A 21,783-nucleotide genomic window follows, 5' to 3' on the forward strand; every position below is an offset into this window, starting at 1 on the left:
GTACCGTACCCTGAGAGGCCTCATGGCCGGGGTGCTCCTCGCATCGCTGCCCATGCTGAGCGGTCTCGCCTTAGCACCGGCCGCGCAGGCGCACCCGGACGACGCCCACGCGACCGCGGCCGCCGACCCCGCCGTGGACTGGTCGAACTACGAGAAGGTCACGCTCAGCAAGAACACCGGCGAGCCGATCGACCTCGCCGTGCTGCCCGATCTGCGCGTCCTGCACACCGCCCGCAACGGCGATCTGCGGATGACCGACCCCGGCACCGGCATCACCAAGGTCGTGAACCACCTCGACGTCTACCAGAACTCAGAGATGGGTCTGCAGACCGTCACCCTCGACCCGGACTTCGCCACCAACCACTGGGTCTACCTCTACTACTCGCCGCCGCTGAGCACTCCCACCGGTTCGGCCCCCGAGCGGCTGCCGGCCGGGCAGACCGACGCGTACTGGAAGCAGTGGGAGGGCTACGACGCCCTCACCCGCTTCAAGTGGACGGGCGACCAGCTCGATCTGTCCACCGCCCAGGAGATCATCCGCGTCACCACCAACCGCGGTCAGTGCTGCCACGTCGCCGGCGACGTCGACTTCGACGCGCAGGGCAACCTCTACCTGTCCACCGGCGGCAACACGCCCGCGTCCGGTCCGAACGTGAACGGCTACACGCCGATCAACGACGCGGCCACCTACAACCCCGGCCTCGACGAGCGCCGCGGCTCCGGCAACACCAACGACCTGCGCGGCAAGATCCTGCGCATCCACGTCCAGGACGACGGGAGCTACACCATCCCGTCGGGCAACCTGTTCCCGGTCGGTACGCCCAAGACCCGTCCCGAGATCTTCGTGATGGGCCTGCGCAACCCCTACCGGATGACGGTGGACAAGGCCACGGGCGCCGTGATGTGGGGCGACTACGGCCCCGACGCCGGCAACGCCGACGCCAACCGCGGGCCGATGGGCTATGTCGAGTGGGACACCACCACGACGGCCATGAACAGCGGCTGGCCGTTCTGCACCGGTGACAACACCCGTCCCTACAGGGACTTCGACTTCGCCACCCTCACTCCCGGCCCCGCCTTCGACTGCGCCGCGCCGGTCAACGACTCCCGCTGGAACACCGGCCTCACCGATCTGCCCCCGGCGAGGGCGGCCACCTTGTGGTACGGCGACCGCGACACCGACCAGCCCTGGCCTGAACTGACCGCCTTCCGCGGTCCCGGCGGCCCCGGCGGCCAGGCCCCGATGGGCGGCCCGGTCTACCACTACGACGCGTCCAATCCGGCTCCGGGCAAGTTCCCCGCGTATTGGGACGGCAAGGCGTTCTTCGGGGAGTTCTCCCAGGACTATGTCGCCGCCCTGACCCTGGCCGGCCCGGACGGACCGGTCACCAAGCTGGAGAACGTCCTGCCCAACAGCGAACGTGCCGGCAACGGCATCCCGCCGTGGGACAACCCGATGGACCTGGAGTTCGGCCCCGACGGCGCGCTCTACGTCCTCGACTACGGCGACGGCTTCTTCCGGCAGAACCCGGACGCGGGCCTCTACCGGATCGACTACGCGGAGGGCAACAAGGCCCCCACCGCGGTGATCAGCGCCAGTCCCTCCTCGGGCCAGGCACCGCTGACCGTCTCCTTCAGCGCCACCGGCTCCAGCGACCCGGAAGGCTCCGCCCTCACCTACCAGTGGGACCTCGACGGCAACGGCACGTTCGAGACCACCGGCCCGACGGCCAGCCGCACGTATCCCGACAACGGCCAGCTCCAGGCCCGCCTCAAGGTCACCGACCCCGAGGGCAAGACCGGCCTGACCAGCAAGCAGATCACCGTGGGCAACACCGCTCCGACGGTGGCGTTCACCTCCCCGCCCAACGGCGGCTTCTTCACCTGGGGCGACGTGGTGCCGTACGCCACCCGGATCGACGATCCGGAGGACGGCACCAACATCGACTGCACCAAGGCCGCCTGGACCCTCGGCCTCGGCCACAACCAGCACGGCCACCCGGTCAGCAGCGGGACCGGCTGCTCGGGGGCGATCACCACCCCGACCGACGCCGGCCACGGTGACACGGAGAACGTCTTCGGCGTCCTCGGTCTCACCTACACCGACCGCGGCGCCGGCAGTGTGCCCCCGGCCACCAGCGACGCCCAGGTCGTCCTCAACCCCGCTCTCATGCAGGGCGAGCACTACGACTCGGCCCAGGGCGTCACGATCACCGATGACACCACCGCCTCCGGACAGCGCAAGCTGACCGCCTTCGACGCCGGCGACTGGATCGGCTACGACCCGGTGTCCTTCGCCGGCATCACCGGGGTGCAGACCCGTGCCACCGGCGCCGGAACGCTGTCGCTGCGCTGGGGCACGCCCAGGTCCGACCCGTTCGCCACGATCACGGTCCCGGCGGGCGACGGCTGGCAGACCGTCAACACGGCGCTGGGTTCGGCTCCCACCGGCACCGGGCAGCTCTACGTCACCTCCTCGGGCGGCGTCGACGTGGACTCCTTCACCTTCCAGGGGTCCGGTGTCGCCGACAGGACCCCGCCGACGGTGACGGCCACCCTCAACCCGGCACAGCCCAACGGCAGCAACGGCTGGTACACCGGCAATGTGTCGCTGAGCGTCAACGCCACCGACAACGGGGCCATCAAGAGCCGGGAGTACTCGCTCAACGGCGGAACGACCTGGCTGAGCGCGAACAGCGCGGTCACCCTCTCCACGGAGGGCATGAGTTCCATCCGGTACCGCGCGACGGACACGGCCAACAACGTCTCCGCCGTGGGCACCGTCGCCGTCCGGATCGACAAGACCGGACCCGCGGTGACGGTCACCGGGGTGACGGCCGACACCGCCTACGGGGACTCCCAGCGTCCGACGCCGGTGGTCACGGTCACGGACGCCGTCTCCGGAGGGCCGACCGCGACCGCGCAGCTGGACGGTACGGCGGTCACCCCGGGGCAGCCCCTGCTGCTGTGGCGGTTGCCGGTGGGCGGCCACGACCTGGTGGTCACGGGTCGTGACGCGGCGGGCAACACCACCACGCGCACCGTGCACTTCACCACCACCACCTCCTTCGACGAGCTGGACACCCTGATCACCCAGCTGCGCGCGGAGAACCGGCTGACCGAGCAGGGCCGGCAGCGCCTGACGGTCCGGCTCGACCAGGCCCGGGCGCACGCCGACGCGGGGCGCACCAACCAGGCGGCCGCCGTCCTGGACCAGGTCGCCCAACTGGCCGCGGACACCAAGCTGGTGACCGACGCGACCGCGCGGACCGCGCTGGCCCGCGATGCCCTCGCCGTGAAGGGAGGCCTGGCCGGCTGATGCGAGGAGTGCTGCCCGTCCGCCGCACGGCGGCGGGCAGCACCCTGCCGGTGGCTCCAGGGCTCACCAGCGGCCGTCGCGGAACGTCGGCCGCCCGCCCTGGAGTCCGTCCACGTACCCGGCACCCCCGAACTCAAAATCTCCTCGCGTAACTTTGCGACCCACTGATGCTTTCTTCGTTTCGAATTTAACTTTCGACAATTCGCGTGAAAGCCATTGACGCTTGTGAATCAACGCCCCTAACGTTTTGTCACACATTCGGCCGATACCCAGGAAGTGAGCCCGTGAGCATCCAGTACCGCGTGCTGAGCCTGTTGCGCGACCTCGGGCCGCTGTCGCGCGCACAGCTGTCCGACGAGCTGGAAGTGGCGAGGCCGAGGCTGCTGGCTGAACTCGACCGCCTGATCGCCGCCGGAAGGGTGCTCGAGGCGGGGCGGGCCACTTCTCGCGGCGGCCGCCCCTCCACTCTCGTCCAACTCGACCCCGACATACGGTTCGCGGCGGTGGACCTCGGGGCCAGCTCGATCGACATCGAGATCACCGACGGAGGGCTGAAGCCGATCGCCTCCTATGCCGAGGCAGCCGATATCCGCAAAGGCCCCCGTGCCGTCCTGGACAGGGTCAACGAACTCCTGAACAAAATGGCGGACCAGGCCGGGTGCGCGCGGTTCAACTCCATCGGCATCGGGCTGCCGGGTCCGGTCAGTTTCAAGGAGGGGATCTCGGTCTCCCCGCCGATCATGCCGGGTTGGGACCGCTTCCCCGTCCGGGACACCCTCACCCGCGCGCACGGCTGCCCGGTCGTGGTGGACAACGACGTGAACGTGATGGCACTCGGCGAGCGGTACGCGGGGGTCGCCAAGGCCGTCGACAACCTGCTGTTCGTCAAGATCGGCAGCGGCATAGGCTGCGGGGTCCAGGTCCACGGCCAGATCTATCGCGGGTCGGAAGGGTCCGCGGGCGACATCGGCCACATTCAGGTCGAGACCGAGGGACCGGCCTGCTCGTGCGGCAAGACCGGCTGCCTGGAGGCCTTCTTCGGCGGTGTGGCCCTGGCCCGGGACGCCACCGCCGCCGCCCGCTCGGGGCAGTCGCCGGCGCTGGCCGAACGCCTCGCCGCGGAGGGCGCCCTCACCGCGGTGGACGTGGCGGAGTGCGCGGCCGGCGGGGACGTCACGTGCGTCAACCTCATCCGGGACGGCGGCCACCGGGTGGGACAGGTCCTCGCCACGCTGGTCAGCTTCATCAACCCGTCGATGATCGTGATCGGCGGCGGCGTCTCCGGGCTCGGCCACCTGCTGCTCGCCGAGATCCGCAGCGTCGTCTACAAGGGCTCGCTCCCCCTCGCGACCGGGAACCTCCAGATCGTGCTGTCGGAACTCGGCCCGCGCGCCGGGGTGGCCGGCGCGGCACTCCTGGCCAGTGAGCTCGACTTCGAGAGCCATCTCTGAGGGACAGGGCTCCACCCTGTGAGCGCCTTGAGGGCCGACTGCCGTTGGCAGCAGCGGGCTTGCGGGCGAAGAAGCTGCCGATCCTCCAGGCGAGTTCTTCGTCGGGCTCCTGTTGCACGCGATGTGAATGATCGGGTGCAGGGGCTCCCCACCGATCCCGTAGCCAGGCCGCCCGAGCAACCTCATCACAGGACCCGAGCCCCTTCACCGCCTCCGCCCGCCGTGCTGACCGATGGCACCCCCGGTCAGGCAGCCGCGATCCGTTCGCGGATCTCCACCGCCGTCTCGAGCATCTGCGGGGTACTGGTGAACCAGTCCTGCAGATTCAGATCCACGATGAGCTCGTCCGCGCCCGCCTCCTCGACCGTGTGGATGTCGTCCATGATCTGGTCGAGGGTGCCGACGAACGCCGATCGGTCAGGTCCTGCCGGACGGTCGGTGAAGGTGACGTTGCCCACCGCCACCAACTCCATCCGACTCGTGTCCCGGCCGTACCCGGACGCGATTTCCCGGATACGGTCCCAGCTCGCGCGCAGTTCCGCGGCTCCGGCGGGCCCGGTTGTGGTGAAGAACGGCAGCCAGCCGTCCGCGCGCCTGGCGATGCGCTCCACCGCCTTGGAACTCGTACCGCCGCCCACGTTGCTGACACCGCCGCCCAGCATCACGGGGATTTTCGACGCGGGCTTGGGCAGGACCGAGGCGTTGTCGATGATGACGCGGGGACTCCGGAAGGTCACCGGGTCCGGCCCCCACACGGCGTCGAAGACGTCCAGCGTCTCATCGAGGAATCTGCCCCGGTCCGCCCGGGTGGCTCCGGTGGCCCGGAGTTCGTCGGTGGACCAGCCGGCGCCCATACCCGCGATCATGCGGCCGCCGCTGATCTGGTCGATGGTGGCCAGTGCCTTCGCCAGTTGGACGGGGGCGTGGAGGGGGGCGATCAGGACGGCGGTACCGAGGCGTACCCGTTCGGTCACCACCGCCGCTGCCGTGAGGAGCGCCAGTGGGTCGGCGGCCTGCCGCGCGATCTCCGGCCACGGCGCGTCCGGCGGGGCGTAGGCGTAAGGTTCGACGGGCGTCTCCGGGAAAAGCAGCCGTTCGTTCGTCCACACACTGGCGTAACCGGCCGCTTCGGCCGTTCTGGCCGCTTCGACCACGTCGTGTCGCAGGTCGACTCCCAGCCGCTGGGGAAGACGAAGTCCGAGTTTCATGTCAAGCCTTCGATGTCGTCGTGATGGTCGTGGCAGGCACAGGACTGAGCCGAGAATCTGACATACCCCTAATTTCCGACAGGGCGCTGATTTCGGCAGTTCTTTGCCCATCTCATACAGTCTCGAACATTCACATTAATGTGAGGGTCAAGCCGTAGGCTGGGGCACATGAGAATCGGAGAGCTCGCGGAGCGGACCGGCGTATCCCGTCGGCTACTGCGCTACTACGAGGAGCAAGGGCTGATCACACCCAGTCGCGCCGACAATGGTTACCGCGAGTACGGCGAGGCGCATGTGGACAGCGTGCGGCAGATCAAGGGGCTGCTCGAAGCCGGACTGCCGACGCGCATCATTCAGGAGATCCTGCCCTGCCTGGACAAGCCGCAGACCATCTATGTCCCCTACGTGACACCGGAAATGATCGCCACGCTGCAACGCGAACAGGCCGGACTGTCCGAACGCATCGAGTTCCTGACCCGCAACAGGGACGCCATCGCCAAATACCTCGACACGGTTCTCAGCGTCACGTCGGCGCACACCGGGAGCGGTGACACACCATAAGTGGGGCGCTCGGGGTGCCGGAAGGGTGGACCGCCGTGCAGACGGTCAAGGAGACAGTGCCTGGCCGTGCAGCCAGACCCGCAGCGGGCCGACCGCCTCGAAGCCGTGCCGCACGGCGGCATCCAGGTCCGCGCCGTGCTCATAGCCGACCACGGGCAGGGCCGGGAACAGCCGGTGCACTGCGTCCAGCACCACCGGCCAGGCCCGGTCGGCGCCGCCGTCCACCGCGAAGACGTTGGAGACGCCGACCACATGACCGTTGCGGCTCGCCACCGCCCCCGCGGCCACCCGGCCGTCGGCGGAGCGCCCGGCGAGCACGGACGTGGCCGGGTCGTCGAGCAGTTCGGGCCGGAAGAGGTCCGCGTCGCCGTCCCCGTCATCCCAGGCAAGGGCCCAGGCCCGCAGCGTGTCCGGGCTGCCGACCACGTCCCAGGCGAGATCCGGGGCGGTGTGCGGCGCGCTCGCCGGGCGGTGGATCCACTGCGCCTCGAACAGCACCTTGAACCCGGCCCCCGTCAGATCGAGGTCGGCGAAACTGTCCTTGACGCACGCGCCCGGAGCGGCGGTGTCGATCCGGTCCACCAGCGCGGCGGCATCGGCCCCCCGCACCAGCGTCACCGCGTCGGGGTAGTACCGCGGCGGCCGGGACGGGACGGCCCAGGCCTGCGACCCGAACTCGCCCGCCAGGCCGTGCGATCGGCACATCGACGCGCACCATTCGGCGTTGTTGCGGGCCGCGGCCCGGGTCATGTGCTGCTGCATCGCCGTCACGGGCGCATCATGGCCCGTCCTGGCCCGGTCCGTCGAAGGGGTTTCCGTCAGCCCGTCGTGTGCCTGGACCCGCTCGCCTGTCCACTCAGGCGAGCGGTCGCCCGGAAACTTCAGGAGGTCGCGGCCGGGTGCGGGTTGCCGAGGTAGGGGAAGCGGTCGAGGGTGTCCGTGTGCGGGGTGAGGCCGGTGGGGGGCGCCTCGTTCTTGGTGAGGAAGGCGACGCGGATGTCGATGACGTCCTCGGTGAAGGTCCGGCCGTTGGGGTACGCGGCGGGTTTCGCGGGGTCGAACGTGAGCACGTCCGGCAGGATGCCGTGCTCGTCGAGCGCGGCGACCGCTTCCTCCGACGTGTAGCCGCCGGTGTGGCCGAGGAGGTGGACGAACTGGTCCGTCCACCTGGCCCGGTCGTTGACCGGCTCGCTCGCGTTGTACTCCTCCTTGGTGTCGTCGGTGTTGAAGAAGCTGCTCACCGACGGGTGTCCGGCCCGGTCCGCGTGGACGAGTTCACCGTCGCGCCGCACGCTGCACCGGCCCCAGATGTGGAGTACGGGCTTCGGAGCCAGCTCCGCGGTCGGAAGTTCGACGGCCATGGAGAAGATGTTGGCCGTGGTGTTGGAGTCGACGCCGGTCCACGGGGACTTCCCGCCCAGATGCGGGGCGGTGAAATTCTTCTTGCCGCTGGTGTCGAACAGATTCTTGATGCCGTCGAAGTCGAAGAAGAAGGGATCACTGCGGCTGCCCGCGGCCACCTTGTAGTCACCGCTGCTGACCACGTTGGCCTCCTGGCGGAAGGAGACCGCGGCGTCCGAGACGATCTTGGTGCCGACCGCCTCCGGCTTGCGGGACTCGGCGCCGGTCGCCATGAACACGCTGTAGGTCTGCGAGCCGTCCGCTCCCGGCGCGCTGAAGACCCAGCTGAAGGCGATGTCGGTCAGGTAGTCGCCGTCGTTGTCGATGTTCAGCCGGTAGACGGCGTCGGGGTGGAGGGCATCCGCGTTGGGGTTGGCATCGAGGATCAGAACGGTCCTGCTGGGATCGCCGGGGGCCGCGAAGGCGAAGAGGTCGCACAGATCGAGACGCTGGTCGCCGAGCGGCGGTCCAAGGCTGAGGCCGGTGAAGTGGTTGGACATGGGGGGTCCTTCCTCTGCTCGCACGGTGAAGGACCGCCGGGGCGCCACGGCCGTCGCGCAGATCCTGCGGTGCCCGGGCGGTGCGAAGTCACGCTAGCCCGCCGCACGAGTCCGACCGGTTATCGGACAAGCGGGAGTGGCGAACACCCCTCGAATGGGCCACGGACGGGGGCCGGGGCCATGCCCCGGGGTTCCCCGTTCCGCCCGTTACGGCTTCTCCAGCGAGACCTCGGCCGCGTACGGCACCCGGCGACGCCGGAGCGACCTGAACGTGCGCTTGATGATCTTGACCAGGCGTTCCAGCACCGCCTCGCCGACCAGGTCCATGATCAGCGATACGACGCCGCGAACGATGGGGCGCATGATCGCGCCGAGTATGTCGTCCATCCGCTCCTCCGAGGTCCGCAGCGGACGACGATACCCCCACGGCGCGGCCGGCCCCCCGGCGGACGGCCTCACCGGGAAGAGCGCTGTGCGGCGAGCGGTCCCAGGGAAACGAGCAGCGCGAGACGCTCCGCCGTCGGCGTGCCCGCCGCCGGTGAGAACAGGGCGAGGATCTGGGTGCGCTCCTCGTCGAGGAGCATCTGGCAGTCGAATTCCAGCAGGCCCACCTGGGGGTGCTGGATCCGCTTGCGCCTGTCGCGCATCACCCCCACCGCGTGCAGACGCCACAGCGCCGCGAACTCCGTACTCGCCTCCAGCAGCCGTTCGACCAGGTCCCGCGACTGCGCGTCGTCGCGGCGGACGACCGCGGCGCGCAGGTCGGCGACGAGTGCCCGGGACTCCGTCGCGTGGTCCTGGACGGGATATCCGGCCCGGACGCGGGGATCGGTGAACCAGCGGTGGACCACCGTGCCCGCGGCACCGCGCAGCCGGGTGAGATCGCCGAAGACGGCCCGTGCCAGGTCGTTCTGCACGAGCGTGACACCGAGGTCGGTCATCACCTGGGCCGGGACGTCGGCAAGGCGGTCCAGCACGGCGAGGAGGCTCGGCGCGACATGTTCGTCCGACCGCATGCGGTCCGGCGGACGGTGCCCGGCCAGCCGGAAGAGATGGTCACGCTCGTCCAGCGTCAGACGCAGTGCCCTGGTGACGGCCCGCAGCACACCCGGTGACGGCTGCGGCGCACGGTCCTGCTCGAGCCGGGTGTAGTAGTCCGTGGAGATGTCGGCCAGCCGCGCGACCTCCTCACGGCGCAGCCCGGGGGTGCGCCGGCGCCCCGTGCCGGGAAGGCCGACGTCCCCGGGGTCGAGCGCCTCCCTGCGCACCCGCAGGAAGTCGGCCAGCTCCTTGGTGTCCACCCTTCGAGTCTGCGGCACGACCGCACCGGCAGCCAGAGACTGCCGATCCCTGGTTAGGGCGACTCTGCCTGCCGGCTCCGATCAGCGGAACGCTGGTCGCCGGACCGGGAGCCGCCCGGTCGTACGACGACGGAGAAGACCCCATGAGCAAGGCAACGACCGACCGGACCTGGTTCCTCACCGGAGCGTCCCGCGGGCTGGGCGCGCACTGGGCCGAGGCGGTGCTCGCCCGCGGCGACCGGCTCGCGGCGGCCGCCCGCGACACCGCGGCGCTGGCGCCGCTGTCCGAGCGCTACGGCGACCGCTTCCTGCCGCTGCGACTCGACGTCTCCGACACCGCGGCCGTCCGCGACGCCGTACGGAGCACCGAGGCGACGTTCGGCGGGATCGACGTGCTGGTCAACAACGCGGGCCACATGCTGGTCGGCGCCGTCGAGGAGATCGAGGAGGAGCAGGCCCGGGCCCAGATGGACGTCAACTACTTCGGCGCGCTGGCCGCCACCCGGGCAGTGCTGCCCGGGATGCGCGAGCGCCGTGCGGGCCGGATCCTGCAGGTCTCCTCGTTCGGGGGCCTGGTCGCCTATCCGGCGCTCGGCATCTACCAGGCCACCAAGTGGGCCCTGGAGGCGATGAGCGAATCACTCGCCGCCGAAGTGGCCGCCTACGGCATCCACATCACCTTGATCGAGCCGCTCATGTTCCCCACCGGTCTGGCGTCCGCTTCCCCGCAGATCCCGCAGGACCCGGCATACGCCCATACCCGGCAGGCGCTCTACGCGGGGGCGGAGGCCAGTGGATTCACGCCGGGCGATCCCGCGGCGACGTCCGCGGCCCTCCTCGCGCTCGTGGACGCGCCCGAGCCGCCCCTGCGGGTCCTGTTCGGGACGGGCGGTCTGGAGGCCCTGCGCACCGAGTACGCCGGCCGGCTCGCCGGGCTGGAGCAGTGGGACCACCTCTCGCGCCTCGCACAGGGCAAGCCCAGCGGCTCGTGAGAAATCCCGCCCGATCGCGGCGGCGTTTTTCCCCTCCTCCTGAAAGGCATTGCATGTCACTCATCACCACACCGTTCGGGCCGCGGGCCACCGCGATGGAGGTGACAGCGGACGTCGACCTCACGGGACGGCGTGCGATCGTCACCGGCGGCGCTTCCGGACTCGGCGCGGAAACGGTCCGGGCCCTGGCCGCGGCCGGCGCCCGGGTCACGATCGCGACGCGTGACCCGGGCACGGCGAAAGAGATCGTCGAGATGTTCCCCCAGGTCGACGCGGTGCCGATCGACCTCGCCGACCTGGCGTCGGTGCGGGCGTTCTGCCAGACATGGGAGGGGCCCCTGGACATACTCGTCGCCAACGCCGGGATCATGATGCTGCCCACCCTTGAGCGCAATGCCCAGGGCTGGGAGATGCAGCTGGCCACCAACTACCTCGGCCATTTCGCCCTGGCCGCGGGGTTGCGACCCGCGCTGGCGGCGGCGGGCCGGTCCCGGGTCGTCGTCGTCAGCTCCGGCGCGCAGCTCCGCGCCGGTGTCGACTTCGAGGACCCCCAGTTCGAGCGGCGGCCCTACGATCCGTTCACCGCGTACGCGCAGTCCAAGGCCGCCGATGTGCTGCTGGCCGTGGGCATTTCCCGTCACTGGGGCGATGCGGGCATCGCCGCGACCTCCTGCGCCCCCGGCGCCATCCCCCGCACGAACCTCGGGCGGCACATTCCGCCCGAAGTCCTGAAGGCCATCGGCGTGATGGACGGGGACGGCAACCTGATCATCCCCGACTACGCCAAGACCCCTGAGCAGGGAGCGGCGACCACGGTGCTGCTGGCCGCGTCACCTCTCTTGGAAGGCGTGACGGGCGGCTACTTCGAGGACAACCAGGAGCAGCCGGTCGTCCCAGGCGGCCCCGAGCCCGCCACGGGCGTCGCCGAGTGGTCGGCTGACCCCGGGACGGCGGACCGCCTGTGGCATCTCGCGCTCCCCGTCGTGGAGGGCGCACTGCACTGAGGCGCCCTCGGTTCCGCCCCGCCGGCGCCTCGCGCGGGGCAGGCCGAGCGGCCCATGATCCGGCCCGACCGGCCCGCGACAGGCCGGCGCTCCCTGACGCTGCTTCCGCGACACGCAGGCCGCGGAGAACCGCCCGGGCGGATGTCCGGTCGTCACACTGGGTGCGGAGATCTCCGTCCTGTCGCGGGCCGTGCGCGTCGCGGCCGATGGCGACTCCCGGGCGGCCGCCCCAGACGACCGCAGGTCTGACGAGCCCCGCCCCCGCTGCCCGCGGCTCACCGAGGCCGGGCAGCGCCCCAAGCAGTGGACCGGCCCAGGACAGGAGTCACCATGACCACCGATCTCATTCACGCCGACGCGAGCGAACTGGCCGAGCTGATCCGGACCGGGAAGGTGTCCTCCGTCGAGGTGGTTCAGGCGCACCTCGACCGCATCGAGGCCACCAATCCGAGGATCAACGCCGTTGTCACGCTCGCCGACGGTGCACTGGAGGCCGCGAGGGCGGCGGACGAGGAACTCGCGGCGGGCGGGGACATCGGGCCGCTGCACGGCGTGCCCTTCACGGTCAAGGACGCCTACGACACCGCCGGTGTGCTCACCCAGCGCGGTTCGCCGATCTTCGCCGGGCGGATCCCGGACACGGATGCCACCGCCGTGGCGCGCTTGAAGAAGGCCGGCGGAATCCTTCTGGCGAAGACCAACCTTCCGGAGTTCTCGTACTGGGTCGAGTCCGACAACCTCCTGACGGGCAAGACGAACAACCCCTGGGACCTCAACCGCTCGGCGGGCGGTTCGAGCGGCGGGGAGTCCGCCGCCATCGCGGCCGGCATGTCGCCGCTCGGTCTTGGCAGCGACCTGTCCATCTCGGTGCGCGGTCCGGCCGCCGACACCGGCATCACGTCCCTCAAGCCGACGCACGGGCGCATCCCGATGACGGGTTTCTGGCCGCGGGCCCCGCGCCGTGACTGGCACGCCGGACCCATGGCCCGCACCGTCCGGGACGTCACGCTGGCGTATTCGCTGCTGGCCGGTCCGGACGGCGCCGACGGTTTCTCCGTGGTTCCGCGTGAGTTCGACGCCGGCCTGGGCGCGTCACCGGACCGGCCCGTACGGCTCGGCTGGCTGGTCGACTCGGGGCTCGGCCCGGTCGACGCGGAGGTCGCGGCGACCGTGCGGAAGGCCGCCGACGCCCTGCGGGGAGCTCGGGTCCGGGTCGAGGCCGTCGATATTCCGGCCCTTGAACGGGACAACCCCCTGGACCTCTTCGCGCGGCAGCACGTCATGGAGATGAAACCCGCCGTCCGCGAGGTCACCGCAGGCCACGAGGACCAGATGTTCACCTACTCCAAGACGCTGCTCGGCACACCCGACACGTCCGTGGCGGACTACGTCCGGGCCGAGCAGGGTGTCGAGCGGCTCCGGGACGGCTTCGCGGAGTACTTCCAGGAGCACGACGCGCTGCTGCTGCCGGTGACGACGATCCCCGCCCACGAACACGGGCTCGGGGACTTCGTCCTCGACGGCCGCACGGTGGGCCCCTTCCACGTGAGCTCGACGACCGTCCCGTTCAGCCTGACAGGGCTCCCCGCCCTGTCCATGCGGTTCGGCACGACCGGCGACGGCATGCCCATCGGTGTCCAACTGGTCGCCGCCTGGCACGCGGAGTCGACGATCCTGCACCTCGCCTCGCTGCTGGAGACACTGAGCGAGGTCCGCGACCGGCACCCCGCCCTCTGACCACCTCCGCCGCATCCGCCTCCACGGTCACATCGGCCGGCGGCGACGGACGTAGGCTTGCGTTGAGCAAGCCTGGAGGTACGACATGCCAGGACCCCACCGCGGAACCGCCGATGGGCCGTGTCCGATCGGACGGGCCGCCGACATCCTGGGCGACCGGTGGACCTTGCTGATCATGCGCAACGCCACCGTCGGGATGACGCGTTTCGACGAGTTCAAGGCCGGACTGGACATCGCGGACAACGTCCTGTCCGGCCGTCTGCGGCAGCTCGTCGAGGCGGGGCTGCTCGCACGTGTCGCGTACCGGCCCGAGGGCGGCGGGCGAACCCGCGACGAGTACCGGCTGACCAGGGCGGGTGAGGACCTGCTTCCCGTCCTGCACGCCATGATGGTGTGGGGCAACACCCACAGTGCGTCCGCGTCACCGACGCAGCCGATGCGCCTCGTGCACACGACCTGTGGTGAGTCCTTCGAACCCGGCCGCCGATGCCCGCGTTGCCGCAGGCGGGTGCCGCGCTCCGAGGCCGCCTGGGTCAGGCCCTGGCAAAGCGACCTCGCCCAAGTGCTCGGCGCCGCCACGACCGCCCATGCCTGATGTGCTCACTTAAATCACATATATCCGTTTCGCGTCCTAGACTGGCTCCTGCAAGGCAAGCCAGAAGGGAGCAGGTCATGGCCCACCACACCACGACGACGCACCCCGCGATCCACGCACTCCCCCGTTCCGTCACGCGACTGGAGATCCCGGTCGGAGCGGACTACGAGCAGTTCCGCGCCCGCTTCGAGCAGGCCGTCCCTCCGCTGGACTACCAGCGCACCTTCGAGCTGGTCACCGAGCGCGCGCCGTGGAGCGCCGTACTCGCACTCGCGGACGAGAACGCCCCACTGGGCTTCATGATCTACTGGAAGTTCGACGCCCAGCCGCTGTTCGGCATGGCCGACGATCAGGCCCGCTGCACCGAGTACCTGATGGGCAATCACACCATCGCCGAGCGCATGTACCGGCACGACGCCGGGGCCCTGATGTACGCGCCACTGCGCACCACGATCCACGAAGCCCCCTACGGCGAGGCGGTGTTCGCGATCGACCGCCCGAGCGACACGGTCTCCGTGCTCGGCCGGCCGGAGATCACGGACGTCGGACGCGAGCTCGACCGCAAGGTCGGCGCGCTTCTCGCACACCTCGGCGTCCCCGTGCCCGACGAACTCACCTGACGGGGGCCGCGTCGGCACGAGGCGGTGGCCTCAGCGGACCTGCCCTCGACGGGCCAGGATCTGGATCCCCTTCGCCTCGTGTCCGTTCATTGTGGCGACGGTGATGTGGCGGGCGTCGGCGACCTCGAATCCGGCCAGCAGAGAGGTGAACCACTCCCCCGGGTGGTGGCGGCAGACCGCACCGTCGCCGGTCTCGAACACACCGTAGGTGCCGTAGCGTTCGGCGAACCGGGCATAGCGGTCGCGATTGCGCGCGTCGTCCTGGAGCAGCACGTCGCTGAGGTAGAGCATGCCGCCCGGCTTGAGGACGCGGTTCAGTTCACCGACCAGCCGTCGCTGGGCGTCGCTGCCGGGTACGCAGGTCAGCACGGCGAAGAGGAGAACCACGTCGAAGCTCGCCTCCGGATGGGCCGGCAGCAGCGGCGGTGCGTCCAGCACGGCGAAGCGCATGGCGGGGTGGGAGCCGCGTGCCCGGGAGATCATGCCCGGTGAGGTGTCCACGCCGAAGAGACGGGTGAAGCCGTGCTGTTCGAGGGCGTGCATGGTACGTCCGTAGCCGCAGCCGTAGTCCAGGATCGCGGCCTGCCGGTCGGTGCCGTCCAGCCACGGCAGGTGCAGGGGATGCGTGAACGTCTTGGTCGCCGCCGCGGCGTCCCAGTAGGCGGTCTGACGGTCGAGGTCGGACATGGCGGACGACTCCATCACGCCGACAGCCCGCCGGGCAAGTGGGCGGCCTGCGCCGTCCGGCCTGGCGGCCTTCCGGGACCGGCCGCGGCACGCATTCACTGCGGCCGCGTGCCGGTCCCGGGACGATCGACCGTGGTCGCCCGGTCAGTTGAGCGATGTGAGCAGCGTGTCGAGTGCCTTGACCTCGGCGGCCTGGTCCGGGTGCGGATCGCGCAGCGCGGTCAGGACCTGGTCGATCTCGCTGTCGAGGAAGCCCCAGGCCTGCTCGTTCTTGGGCTCCAGGGTGGCCTGGTCGTCGTCCCACGCCGTCTCGAGGTCGCCCACCCGGGTGGTCGCGGCCGCCTGGTCACCCGAGTTGAGCTTCGCCAACGTGTCCGACGCAACGGTACGGAACTTCGCGATCTCGGCCGGAGGGAAGGACGACGTCGCCTGCGCCGGCGTGAGATGGACGGTCGTGGCAGCCGGGGCGTCGCCTTCGCCGGCCACGGCGGCGTGGGGCTGCTGGTGTGCCCAGACGAGCAGCGCCCCGGCTGCGATCGCCACGACGGCGTAGTAGCCGAGCATCATCCGCTCACGCGCCGGGTTCACCGCACCGGGTGCCGGCTCCGACTTCTCGATGACGTCGCTGCGGCTGTACGTGAGGTACAGCACCGTGGCGAGGATGGCGGCCAGGAAGATCACGCTGGTCGCCGCGGTGCCCAGGCCCAGGCCGCCATCGCCACTGGGTGAGCCGAGCCAGTCACCGAGATTGGCGCCGAGCGGGCGGGTGAGGATGTACGCCAGCCAGAAGGAGCACCGCGTTGGCGCCCCGGCGCCAGGCGAACACGATCGCGACGATCAACCCGAGCGGGAGCAGCACGGAGACGTCCGGGGTCCAGCCGGTCAGCTCCAGGGTCCAGTCGCCGGTCGCGGTGCCGAGCGCGAAGGTCACCAGGACGGCGAGCCAGTAGAACAGTTCCCGGGGCCGGGTGGTGATGGTGTGCACCGACAGGGTCCGCTCGCGGGCGAACCAGATCCCGAAGACGAGAGCGAGGACGCAGGCGAACACACTGCTGCTCAGCGCGAGGGGGACACCCTGGCTGTCGGTGAGGATGTCGGTGTAGAGCGTGCCCGTCACGCTCACCACCACCACGGTGAGCCAGTACACGAACGGGATGTAGCGTGTGGCGCTGAGCTGCCAGGCCAGGACGCCGGCCAGAACGGCGGTGAAGATCAGTGCGGTGTTGATCAAGCCGACACCGAGGTTCATGTTGATCCAGTCGGCGAAGCTCTCGCCGACCGTGGTGCAGAGAATCTTGATCACCCAGAACCAGATGGTGACCTCGGGAACCTTGTTCAGCAGTTCCCGGGCGGGCGTCCGATGCTCTGGCGTCGTCGTGGTCGTCATGGAACCCCTCACGTACAACGGGTAACGGGACGAAGAGGGCGTCCCTCTCGTCCGCGGAACGCTAGACCATCTACACCCGTGTAGACAAGCGCGGCCTTGATCCCTAGGGTGCTCACGTGATTTCGACAGCGCGTCATGCTCATTCAGGCGGCACCGCCGCAAGCGTCTCCTCAGGCGCGGTTCGCGTTCCCGCGATCGTCACGGCCTTCTGGGTGGGAAAGGGGTTGTCGACGGCGCTCGGCGAGGGCGCCTCGGACTATCTCGTCCAGGCCATGGCGCCCGAACTCGCGGTCGTACTCGGATTCGCCGGATTCCTCATCGCGCTGGTGATCCAGTTCCGCCAGGCCCGCTACCGGGCGTGGACGTACTGGTTCGCCGTCGCCATGGTCGGCGTCTTCGGGACGATGGCGGCCGACGTGATGCACGTCGCCATCGGCGTGCCGTACACCCTCTCCAGCCTGCTGTACGGAGCACTGCTGCTGGCCGTGTTCTGGCTGTGGCGGCGCACCGAGGGCACACTGTCCATCCACACCATCGACTCCCCGCGCCGCGAGGCGTTCTACTGGGCGACCGTCGTCGCCACGTTCGCCATGGGCACCGCGCTCGGCGACTTCACCGCCTTCACCCTGCACCTGGGTTACTTCACCTCCGCACTCGTCTTCGCGGTGCTGATCCTCGTCCCGGCCGCCGGCTACCGCCTGCTGCGCTGGGATCCCGTGTTCTGCTTCTGGTCCGCCTACGTGATCACGCGCCCGCTCGGCGCATCGATCGCGGACGGCCTGGGCAAGCCCCGCTCCGTCGGAGGCCTCGGCCTCGGCGACGGGCCGGTGACCCTGGTCCTGCTGGCCCTGATCGTCGTGGTGGTCGGCTACCTGGCGGTGACCAAGGCGGACGTCCAGGACGTCCAGCGGGTGCCCGAGCCGGCCGGCGCACCGGAATCGGCCGCCGCGCGCTCATAAGCCGGGGCGCCGCACGCAGAGACACAGACGCACAGCCACGCCGGACAGAGCACCACAGTTAACCCACGCATCGTTCACTGGCCGCACACAATTGGCCAAGGATCCGGTAGATTCACCGCTCCAAGAGCGCTCAGGTGATCCACCGACGGGGGTTCGTGGTCCGCCGTCCGGCGGACCGCTGCTCACGCACGTCCCCTTCCGCGCAGTCAGGTTGCTTCGCGCGGAAGGGGCCAGAAGCGGTGCAGTCGCGTACACCCGAAGCCACGGACCGGCCGGTGTTCGTCGACCCCAGTGGGCGGCGGCGCCGTACGCTGCGCGGCATCGGCTGGGTCGTCGGCGGGCTGTGGGCCGGCTGCGCCGTGACGCTGGCGATCGGCCTGGCCGACGCGGACCCCCGGGCTCCCCGGCTCACGATCCCGGCCGAAGGCCACCCAGTGCAACCTGCCCCCTCCCCGGGTACAACTGGAGGCGGCGGGTGACCGGCGCCCCGGCCCCAACGTCCCGGCGGGCCAGGCGCCGTACAGCGGTCCCGCTGCGGTTCGTCCTGCCGGCCCTGTTGCTGGCGACGGTGCTCGGCATGCTGGTCCTGCGCGGTGTCGTCCACAGCGAGATCGGCGCCGACCACCGCGTCCACCCGCCCGTCGCCACCGGCCGGGTGCCGGAGTCCGTCCTTGACGGCGGCCCGATCGTCGACGCCCGCGGTGGCGTGCCGCGGAACCTGTCCGTCCCTCGCGGCACCATGGTCCTCACGTTCGACGACGGGCCCGACCCGCGGTGGACACCGGAGGTCCTCGACAAACTCGCCGAATACCACGCCCACGCGGTGTTCTTCGTGACGGGCACCATGGCCTCGCGCCACCCCGACCTCGTCCGCCGGATCGTCGCCGAGGGCCACGAGATCGGCCTGCACACCTTCGACCACCCCGACCTGGTGTACCAGTCGAGGGCCCGCGTCGACCGCGAACTCGCCGCGAACCAGCTGGCCCTGGCCGGCGCGGCCGGCATCCACTCCTTCCTGTTCCGCCCCCCGTACTCGTCGACGGCGAACGCGCTGGACGACCTGTCGTGGCCCGTGACCAGGTACGTGGGCGAGCGCGGATACCTCACGGTGTTCATCGACGCCGACACCGAGGACTGGGCCCGCCCCGGGGTCGACGCCATCGTGCGCGCGGCCGAGCCGGCCGAACCGGGCGCCGGGGAGATCGTCCTCCTGCACGACGCCGGCGGCGACCGTTCGCAGACCGTGGCGGCACTGGACCGGTTGCTGCCGGAGATGACCGCCCAGGGGTATGCGTTCCCCACCCTCACCCAGGCACTGGGCGCGCCGAGCGCGAACATCCCGGTCAGTGGGCCACAGCTGTGGGAGGGGAAGGCCTTCGTCCTCGCCGTCACGCTCTCCGAGCACACCATGAGCGTGCTCACGGTCCTCCTGGCCGCGGTGGGCGTGCTCGTCCTGGCGCGGTTCGCGCTGATGGTGCTGCTCTCGGCCGTCCACGCCCGGCGCGCGCGGAAACGCGACGCGCGGCGGACCGAGGAGTTCGCCGAGCCCGTCACCGTCGTGGTGCCCGCCTACAACGAGGCCGCGTGCATCGCCAACACGGTGCGTTCGCTGGCGGCGAGCGACTACCCGCTGGAGATCGTGGTCGTCGACGACGGATCGTCCGACGGGACCGCCGGGATCGTGGAGGACCTCGCGCTGCCCGGGGTGCGGGTGATCCGGCAGCCCAACGGGGGCAAGCCCGTGGCGCTCGACAACGGGGTGGCACACGCCTCCGGCGACATCGTGGTGATGATGGACGGGGACACGGTCTTTGAACCCGGCACCGTCCGCGCCCTGGTGCAGCCGTTCACCGACCCCGCCGTGGGGGCCGTCGCGGGCAACGCCAAGGTCGGCAACCGCGGGACCGTGCTCGGTGCCTGGCAGCACATCGAGTACGTCATGGGCTTCAACCTCGACCGCCGTATGTACGACGTGCTCGGCTGCATGCCGACCATCCCCGGGGCGGTCGGCGCCTTCCGCCGGGCCGCGCTGCGCGACGTCGGGGGCATGAGCGACGACACGCTCGCCGAGGACACCGACGTCACTATTGCCCTGCACCGAGCCGGGTGGCGCGTGGTGTACGCGGAGAACGCCCGCGCGTGGACCGAAGTCCCGGAGACCGTGCGGCAGTTGTGGTCGCAGCGCTACCGCTGGAGCTACGGCACCATGCAGGCGATCTGGAAGCACCGCCGGGCCGTCCGGGAGGGCGGGCACTCGGGGCGTTTCGGGCGGCTCGGTCTGCCGCTGGTGTCGCTGTTCATGGTCGTCGCCCCGCTGCTGGCGCCGCTGGTCGACATCTTCCTCCTCTACGGCCTGGTGTTCGGGCCCACCCTGCGCACCGCGGCGGCGTGGTGCCTCATGCTCGTCCTCCAGGCGGGCTGCGCGGCGTACGCCTTCCGGCTGGACCGCGAGTCACCGCGCCACCTCGTCTGGCTGCCGCTGCAGCAGATCCTGTACCGGCAGCTGATGTACCTGGTCCTGCTGCAGTCCTGGATCACGGCGCTGACCGGCGGCCGTCTGCGCTGGCAGAAACTCCGCCGCACCGGCGCCGTGGAATCACCACTCGCCACGGTCTGAGGAGCCGCGGCGATCAGCTCTCACCCTGTTCGTCACCGCGGCCCCTCGTTCGTGTGGTCAACAGGCCCGAGGCCGCGGCGATCGCGACGCCGAGGAGGATCCACGTGGTCGCCAGCAGCCATCCGCCCACCACGTCACTGGCCCAGTGCACGCCGAGCCACAAGCGGCTGACCCCGACCAGAACGGCCCAGCACAGCGGCAGGATGGCCCACAGCCGCCACGCCGGCGGGCGGCGGACGGCGAGCGCGGTGACGAGGAGGCCTGCCGCCATCGCCGATGTGGTGGCGTGGCCGGAGGGGAAGGACCAGCGGGAGGCATGGGTGATCCAGTCCTCGCCGGGGGGCCGCGGCCGGGCGATGGCCGTCATGAGGGCGAACCTCACCGCCTGCCCGAGAGCCAGCCACCCGGTGAAGGCGAGGCAGAGCAGCAGGGTCCGTACCGCCCGCCCGCGTGGGACGGGAAGACGTACGGCAGGTGCCGCCAGCAGGCCACCGGCCGCAGCCAGCAGGTAGGGCCAACCGCCGGTGCCGGTGGCGGTCACGGCGCGCAGAGCGGTCACGACCGGTGCGGTGCGGTGTGCCAGCAGGAACCGGTGGACGTCCAGGTCCGCGGGGAACGCTCGGGCGCCGGAGATCAGGACGGTTGCGGCGAGTGCCGCGAAGGCGATCGCGGCTGTGCCGCCGTAGCGGAGAACCGGCCTGCCGGATGCGGCCGGTTCGGCTTCGCTCAGTGCGGGGGTGGGGTTGGCGTGGCCGGTCATGGGACGGCTCATGCACCGCCTTCGGCGCGGCGGGTGCGCCGGGACCGGGTCAGTTCCAGGCCGACGGGGATCAGCGAGATCACGACGATGACGGCGATGATCGGCAGGAGGTAGCGGTCGACGTTCGGGACGGACGCGCCGAGCGCCCAGCCGCCGAGGACCAGGCCGACGGTCCACAGCAGGCCGCCGAGGACCTGCCAGAGGGCGAAGGTGCGTGCGGGGACGTCGAGGATGCCCGCGAGCGGATTGAGGACCGTGCGTACGATCGGGAGGAAGCGCGCGAGGACGATCGCCTTCGCGTATCCGTAGCGCTGGAGGATCTCGCCGGCCCTGTCGGCTCCTTCGTGGATCTTGCGGGACTTCACGCGGTTCAGGAAGGCCGGCCCGGCGCGCCGTCCGAGGAGGTAGCCGGTCTGGGCTCCGGTGAGTGCCCCGGCCGCGGCGGCGGCGAGGACCCAGGGCAGCGAGAGGTGCCCCGGGGCGGTCGCGGAACCGGCGCACAGCAGCCCGGCGGTGAACAGCAGCGAGTCACCGGGCAGGAAGAATCCGACGAGCAGGCCGGTCTCGGCGAACAGGACGATCGCGATGCCGAGCGTGCCGAAGGCGGCGAGGAGGGACTGGGCGTCCAGCACGTTCACGGCCAGGTCCATTGCCTGCGGTGAAACGGGGTGGTGAAGGATCATC

General features: G+C 70.6%; 21 protein-coding genes and 1 pseudogene. 11 read left to right on the plus strand and 11 right to left on the minus strand.

Going from position 1 to position 21,783, the window contains the following annotated elements; genetic code table 11:
• Positions 1 to 22: 22 nt before the first annotated feature.
• Together ACIP9H_RS38690 and ACIP9H_RS38695 are read left to right on the plus strand one after the other, a co-directional pair.
• Positions 23 to 3,319, plus strand: coding sequence for a PQQ-dependent sugar dehydrogenase (locus ACIP9H_RS38690; RefSeq protein ID WP_401590780.1), 3,297 nt, complete (start codon positions 23 to 25; stop codon positions 3,317 to 3,319).
• Positions 3,320 to 3,603: 284 nt separating this feature from the next.
• Positions 3,604 to 4,770 carry an ROK family protein gene (locus ACIP9H_RS38695; RefSeq protein WP_401590778.1) on the plus strand — a complete coding sequence of 389 codons (1,167 nt, stop codon included), beginning with the start codon at positions 3,604 to 3,606 and terminating at the stop codon, positions 4,768 to 4,770.
• A 245-nt stretch (positions 4,771 to 5,015) separates the two neighbouring features.
• Here the strand turns inward: ACIP9H_RS38695 and ACIP9H_RS38700 are convergent, their stop codons facing one another.
• Positions 5,016 to 5,978 carry a TIGR03619 family F420-dependent LLM class oxidoreductase gene (locus ACIP9H_RS38700; RefSeq protein WP_401590776.1) on the minus strand — a complete coding sequence of 321 codons (963 nt, stop codon included), beginning with the start codon at positions 5,976 to 5,978 and terminating at the stop codon, positions 5,016 to 5,018.
• 168 nt (positions 5,979 to 6,146) lie between these two features.
• Between ACIP9H_RS38700 and ACIP9H_RS38705 the strand changes: the two genes are divergently transcribed.
• Entirely contained in the window at positions 6,147 to 6,539 is a 393-nt protein-coding gene (locus tag ACIP9H_RS38705) for a MerR family transcriptional regulator (protein ID WP_401590773.1), read from the plus strand.
• 45 nt (positions 6,540 to 6,584) lie between these two features.
• Here ACIP9H_RS38705 and ACIP9H_RS38710 read toward each other — a convergent pair whose 3' ends face one another.
• The 4 genes from ACIP9H_RS38710 to ACIP9H_RS38725 all read right to left on the minus strand — a co-directional run bounded on the left by ACIP9H_RS38710 (position 6,585) and on the right by ACIP9H_RS38725 (position 9,741).
• Entirely contained in the window at positions 6,585 to 7,301 is a 717-nt protein-coding gene (locus ACIP9H_RS38710; RefSeq protein WP_401591114.1) for a hypothetical protein, read from the minus strand.
• A gap of 119 nt (positions 7,302 to 7,420) precedes the next feature.
• Positions 7,421 to 8,440: a DUF4331 family protein gene (locus tag ACIP9H_RS38715; RefSeq protein ID WP_401590771.1), complete on the minus strand. Its 1,020-nt coding sequence runs from the start codon at positions 8,438 to 8,440 to the stop codon at positions 7,421 to 7,423.
• 207 nt (positions 8,441 to 8,647) lie between these two features.
• Positions 8,648 to 8,827, minus strand: a complete 180-nt coding sequence (locus tag ACIP9H_RS38720) for a hypothetical protein (protein WP_401590768.1) — start codon at positions 8,825 to 8,827, stop codon at positions 8,648 to 8,650.
• Between the two features lie 68 nt (positions 8,828 to 8,895).
• Complete coding sequence (locus ACIP9H_RS38725) at positions 8,896 to 9,741, minus strand: helix-turn-helix transcriptional regulator (protein WP_401590766.1); 846 nt, start codon at positions 9,739 to 9,741, stop codon at positions 8,896 to 8,898.
• A gap of 143 nt (positions 9,742 to 9,884) precedes the next feature.
• Between ACIP9H_RS38725 and ACIP9H_RS38730 the strand changes: the two genes are divergently transcribed.
• The 5 genes from ACIP9H_RS38730 (at position 9,885) to ACIP9H_RS38750 (ending at position 14,689) form a co-directional block, all read left to right on the plus strand.
• Positions 9,885 to 10,733, plus strand: coding sequence for an SDR family NAD(P)-dependent oxidoreductase (locus ACIP9H_RS38730; protein WP_401590763.1), 849 nt, complete (start codon positions 9,885 to 9,887; stop codon positions 10,731 to 10,733).
• A 53-nt stretch (positions 10,734 to 10,786) separates the two neighbouring features.
• The gene (locus tag ACIP9H_RS38735; RefSeq protein WP_401590761.1) at positions 10,787 to 11,737 is read left to right on the plus strand and encodes an SDR family NAD(P)-dependent oxidoreductase; all 951 of its coding nucleotides are present in this window, start codon (positions 10,787 to 10,789) and stop codon (positions 11,735 to 11,737) included.
• 330 nt (positions 11,738 to 12,067) lie between these two features.
• Entirely contained in the window at positions 12,068 to 13,474 is a 1,407-nt protein-coding gene (locus ACIP9H_RS38740) for an amidase (protein WP_401590759.1), read from the plus strand.
• A gap of 85 nt (positions 13,475 to 13,559) precedes the next feature.
• Positions 13,560 to 14,069, plus strand: a complete 510-nt coding sequence (locus ACIP9H_RS38745; protein WP_401590756.1) for a winged helix-turn-helix transcriptional regulator — start codon at positions 13,560 to 13,562, stop codon at positions 14,067 to 14,069.
• A 77-nt stretch (positions 14,070 to 14,146) separates the two neighbouring features.
• Positions 14,147 to 14,689, plus strand: a complete 543-nt coding sequence (locus ACIP9H_RS38750) for a hypothetical protein (RefSeq protein WP_401590754.1) — start codon at positions 14,147 to 14,149, stop codon at positions 14,687 to 14,689.
• A 30-nt stretch (positions 14,690 to 14,719) separates the two neighbouring features.
• Here ACIP9H_RS38750 and ACIP9H_RS38755 read toward each other — a convergent pair whose 3' ends face one another.
• The 4 genes and pseudogenes from ACIP9H_RS38755 to ACIP9H_RS38770 all read right to left on the minus strand — a co-directional run bounded on the left by ACIP9H_RS38755 (position 14,720) and on the right by ACIP9H_RS38770 (position 16,763).
• Positions 14,720 to 15,376 carry a class I SAM-dependent methyltransferase gene (locus tag ACIP9H_RS38755; RefSeq protein ID WP_401590751.1) on the minus strand — a complete coding sequence of 219 codons (657 nt, stop codon included), beginning with the start codon at positions 15,374 to 15,376 and terminating at the stop codon, positions 14,720 to 14,722.
• Between the two features lie 144 nt (positions 15,377 to 15,520).
• A complete protein-coding gene (locus ACIP9H_RS38760) occupies positions 15,521 to 16,057 on the minus strand; it encodes a hypothetical protein (protein WP_401590749.1) in 537 nt (178 codons plus the stop codon).
• Between the two features lie 6 nt (positions 16,058 to 16,063).
• Positions 16,064 to 16,159 (minus strand): annotated as a pseudogene (locus ACIP9H_RS38765) (hypothetical protein); the annotation flags it as partial.
• A complete protein-coding gene (locus tag ACIP9H_RS38770) occupies positions 16,116 to 16,763 on the minus strand; it encodes a hypothetical protein (protein WP_401590746.1) in 648 nt (215 codons plus the stop codon). The pseudogene ACIP9H_RS38765 and the gene ACIP9H_RS38770, both read right to left, overlap by 44 nt.
• A gap of 212 nt (positions 16,764 to 16,975) precedes the next feature.
• Here ACIP9H_RS38770 and ACIP9H_RS38775 point away from each other — a divergent pair, with 212 nt between their 5' ends.
• The 3 genes from ACIP9H_RS38775 (at position 16,976) to ACIP9H_RS38785 (ending at position 20,339) form a co-directional block, all read left to right on the plus strand.
• Complete coding sequence (locus ACIP9H_RS38775; RefSeq protein WP_401590743.1) at positions 16,976 to 17,722, plus strand: hypothetical protein; 747 nt, start codon at positions 16,976 to 16,978, stop codon at positions 17,720 to 17,722.
• A 239-nt stretch (positions 17,723 to 17,961) separates the two neighbouring features.
• Positions 17,962 to 18,201: a hypothetical protein gene (locus tag ACIP9H_RS38780; RefSeq protein WP_401590740.1), complete on the plus strand. Its 240-nt coding sequence runs from the start codon at positions 17,962 to 17,964 to the stop codon at positions 18,199 to 18,201.
• Positions 18,198 to 20,339 carry a bifunctional polysaccharide deacetylase/glycosyltransferase family 2 protein gene (locus ACIP9H_RS38785; protein WP_401590737.1) on the plus strand — a complete coding sequence of 714 codons (2,142 nt, stop codon included), beginning with the start codon at positions 18,198 to 18,200 and terminating at the stop codon, positions 20,337 to 20,339. Before ACIP9H_RS38780 ends, ACIP9H_RS38785 begins: the two co-directional genes overlap by 4 nt.
• A gap of 13 nt (positions 20,340 to 20,352) precedes the next feature.
• On the opposite strand, the gene ACIP9H_RS38790 is transcribed toward ACIP9H_RS38785, so the two are convergent.
• Both ACIP9H_RS38790 and ACIP9H_RS38795 read right to left on the minus strand, forming a co-directional pair.
• A complete protein-coding gene (locus ACIP9H_RS38790; protein ID WP_401590734.1) occupies positions 20,353 to 21,111 on the minus strand; it encodes a phosphatase PAP2 family protein in 759 nt (252 codons plus the stop codon).
• The gene (locus tag ACIP9H_RS38795) at positions 21,108 to 21,782 is read right to left on the minus strand and encodes a DedA family protein (RefSeq protein WP_401590732.1); all 675 of its coding nucleotides are present in this window, start codon (positions 21,780 to 21,782) and stop codon (positions 21,108 to 21,110) included. The genes ACIP9H_RS38790 and ACIP9H_RS38795 overlap by 4 nt, the downstream gene beginning before the upstream one ends.
• Position 21,783 lies beyond the last annotated feature (1 nt).

The organism is Streptomyces sp. NPDC088732 (assembly GCF_044751205.1).
Taxonomy (GTDB): domain Bacteria; phylum Actinomycetota; class Actinomycetes; order Streptomycetales; family Streptomycetaceae; genus Actinacidiphila.

Bases quoted from the DNA above. Each gene is read 5' to 3' on its own strand.
- ACIP9H_RS38745 (WP_401590756.1), top strand. From the start codon at position 13,560: ATGCCAGGACCCCACCGCGGAACCGCCGATGGGCCGTGTCCGATCGGA.
- ACIP9H_RS38690 (WP_401590780.1), top strand. From the start codon at position 23: ATGGCCGGGGTGCTCCTCGCATCGCTGCCCATGCTGAGCGGTCTCGCC.
- ACIP9H_RS38735 (WP_401590761.1), top strand. From the start codon at position 10,787: ATGTCACTCATCACCACACCGTTCGGGCCGCGGGCCACCGCGATGGAG.
- ACIP9H_RS38790 (WP_401590734.1), bottom strand. From the start codon at position 21,111: ATGAGCCGTCCCATGACCGGCCACGCCAACCCCACCCCCGCACTGAGC.
- ACIP9H_RS38730 (WP_401590763.1), top strand. From the start codon at position 9,885: ATGAGCAAGGCAACGACCGACCGGACCTGGTTCCTCACCGGAGCGTCC.
- ACIP9H_RS38720 (WP_401590768.1), bottom strand. From the start codon at position 8,827: ATGGACGACATACTCGGCGCGATCATGCGCCCCATCGTTCGCGGCGTC.
- ACIP9H_RS38710 (WP_401591114.1), bottom strand. From the start codon at position 7,301: ATGCAGCAGCACATGACCCGGGCCGCGGCCCGCAACAACGCCGAATGG.
- ACIP9H_RS38750 (WP_401590754.1), top strand. From the start codon at position 14,147: ATGGCCCACCACACCACGACGACGCACCCCGCGATCCACGCACTCCCC.
- ACIP9H_RS38740 (WP_401590759.1), top strand. From the start codon at position 12,068: ATGACCACCGATCTCATTCACGCCGACGCGAGCGAACTGGCCGAGCTG.
- ACIP9H_RS38770 (WP_401590746.1), bottom strand. From the start codon at position 16,763: ATGACGACCACGACGACGCCAGAGCATCGGACGCCCGCCCGGGAACTG.
- ACIP9H_RS38705 (WP_401590773.1), top strand. From the start codon at position 6,147: ATGAGAATCGGAGAGCTCGCGGAGCGGACCGGCGTATCCCGTCGGCTA.
- ACIP9H_RS38700 (WP_401590776.1), bottom strand. From the start codon at position 5,978: ATGAAACTCGGACTTCGTCTTCCCCAGCGGCTGGGAGTCGACCTGCGA.
- ACIP9H_RS38795 (WP_401590732.1), bottom strand. From the start codon at position 21,782: ATGATCCTTCACCACCCCGTTTCACCGCAGGCAATGGACCTGGCCGTG.
- ACIP9H_RS38755 (WP_401590751.1), bottom strand. From the start codon at position 15,376: ATGTCCGACCTCGACCGTCAGACCGCCTACTGGGACGCCGCGGCGGCG.
- ACIP9H_RS38715 (WP_401590771.1), bottom strand. From the start codon at position 8,440: ATGTCCAACCACTTCACCGGCCTCAGCCTTGGACCGCCGCTCGGCGAC.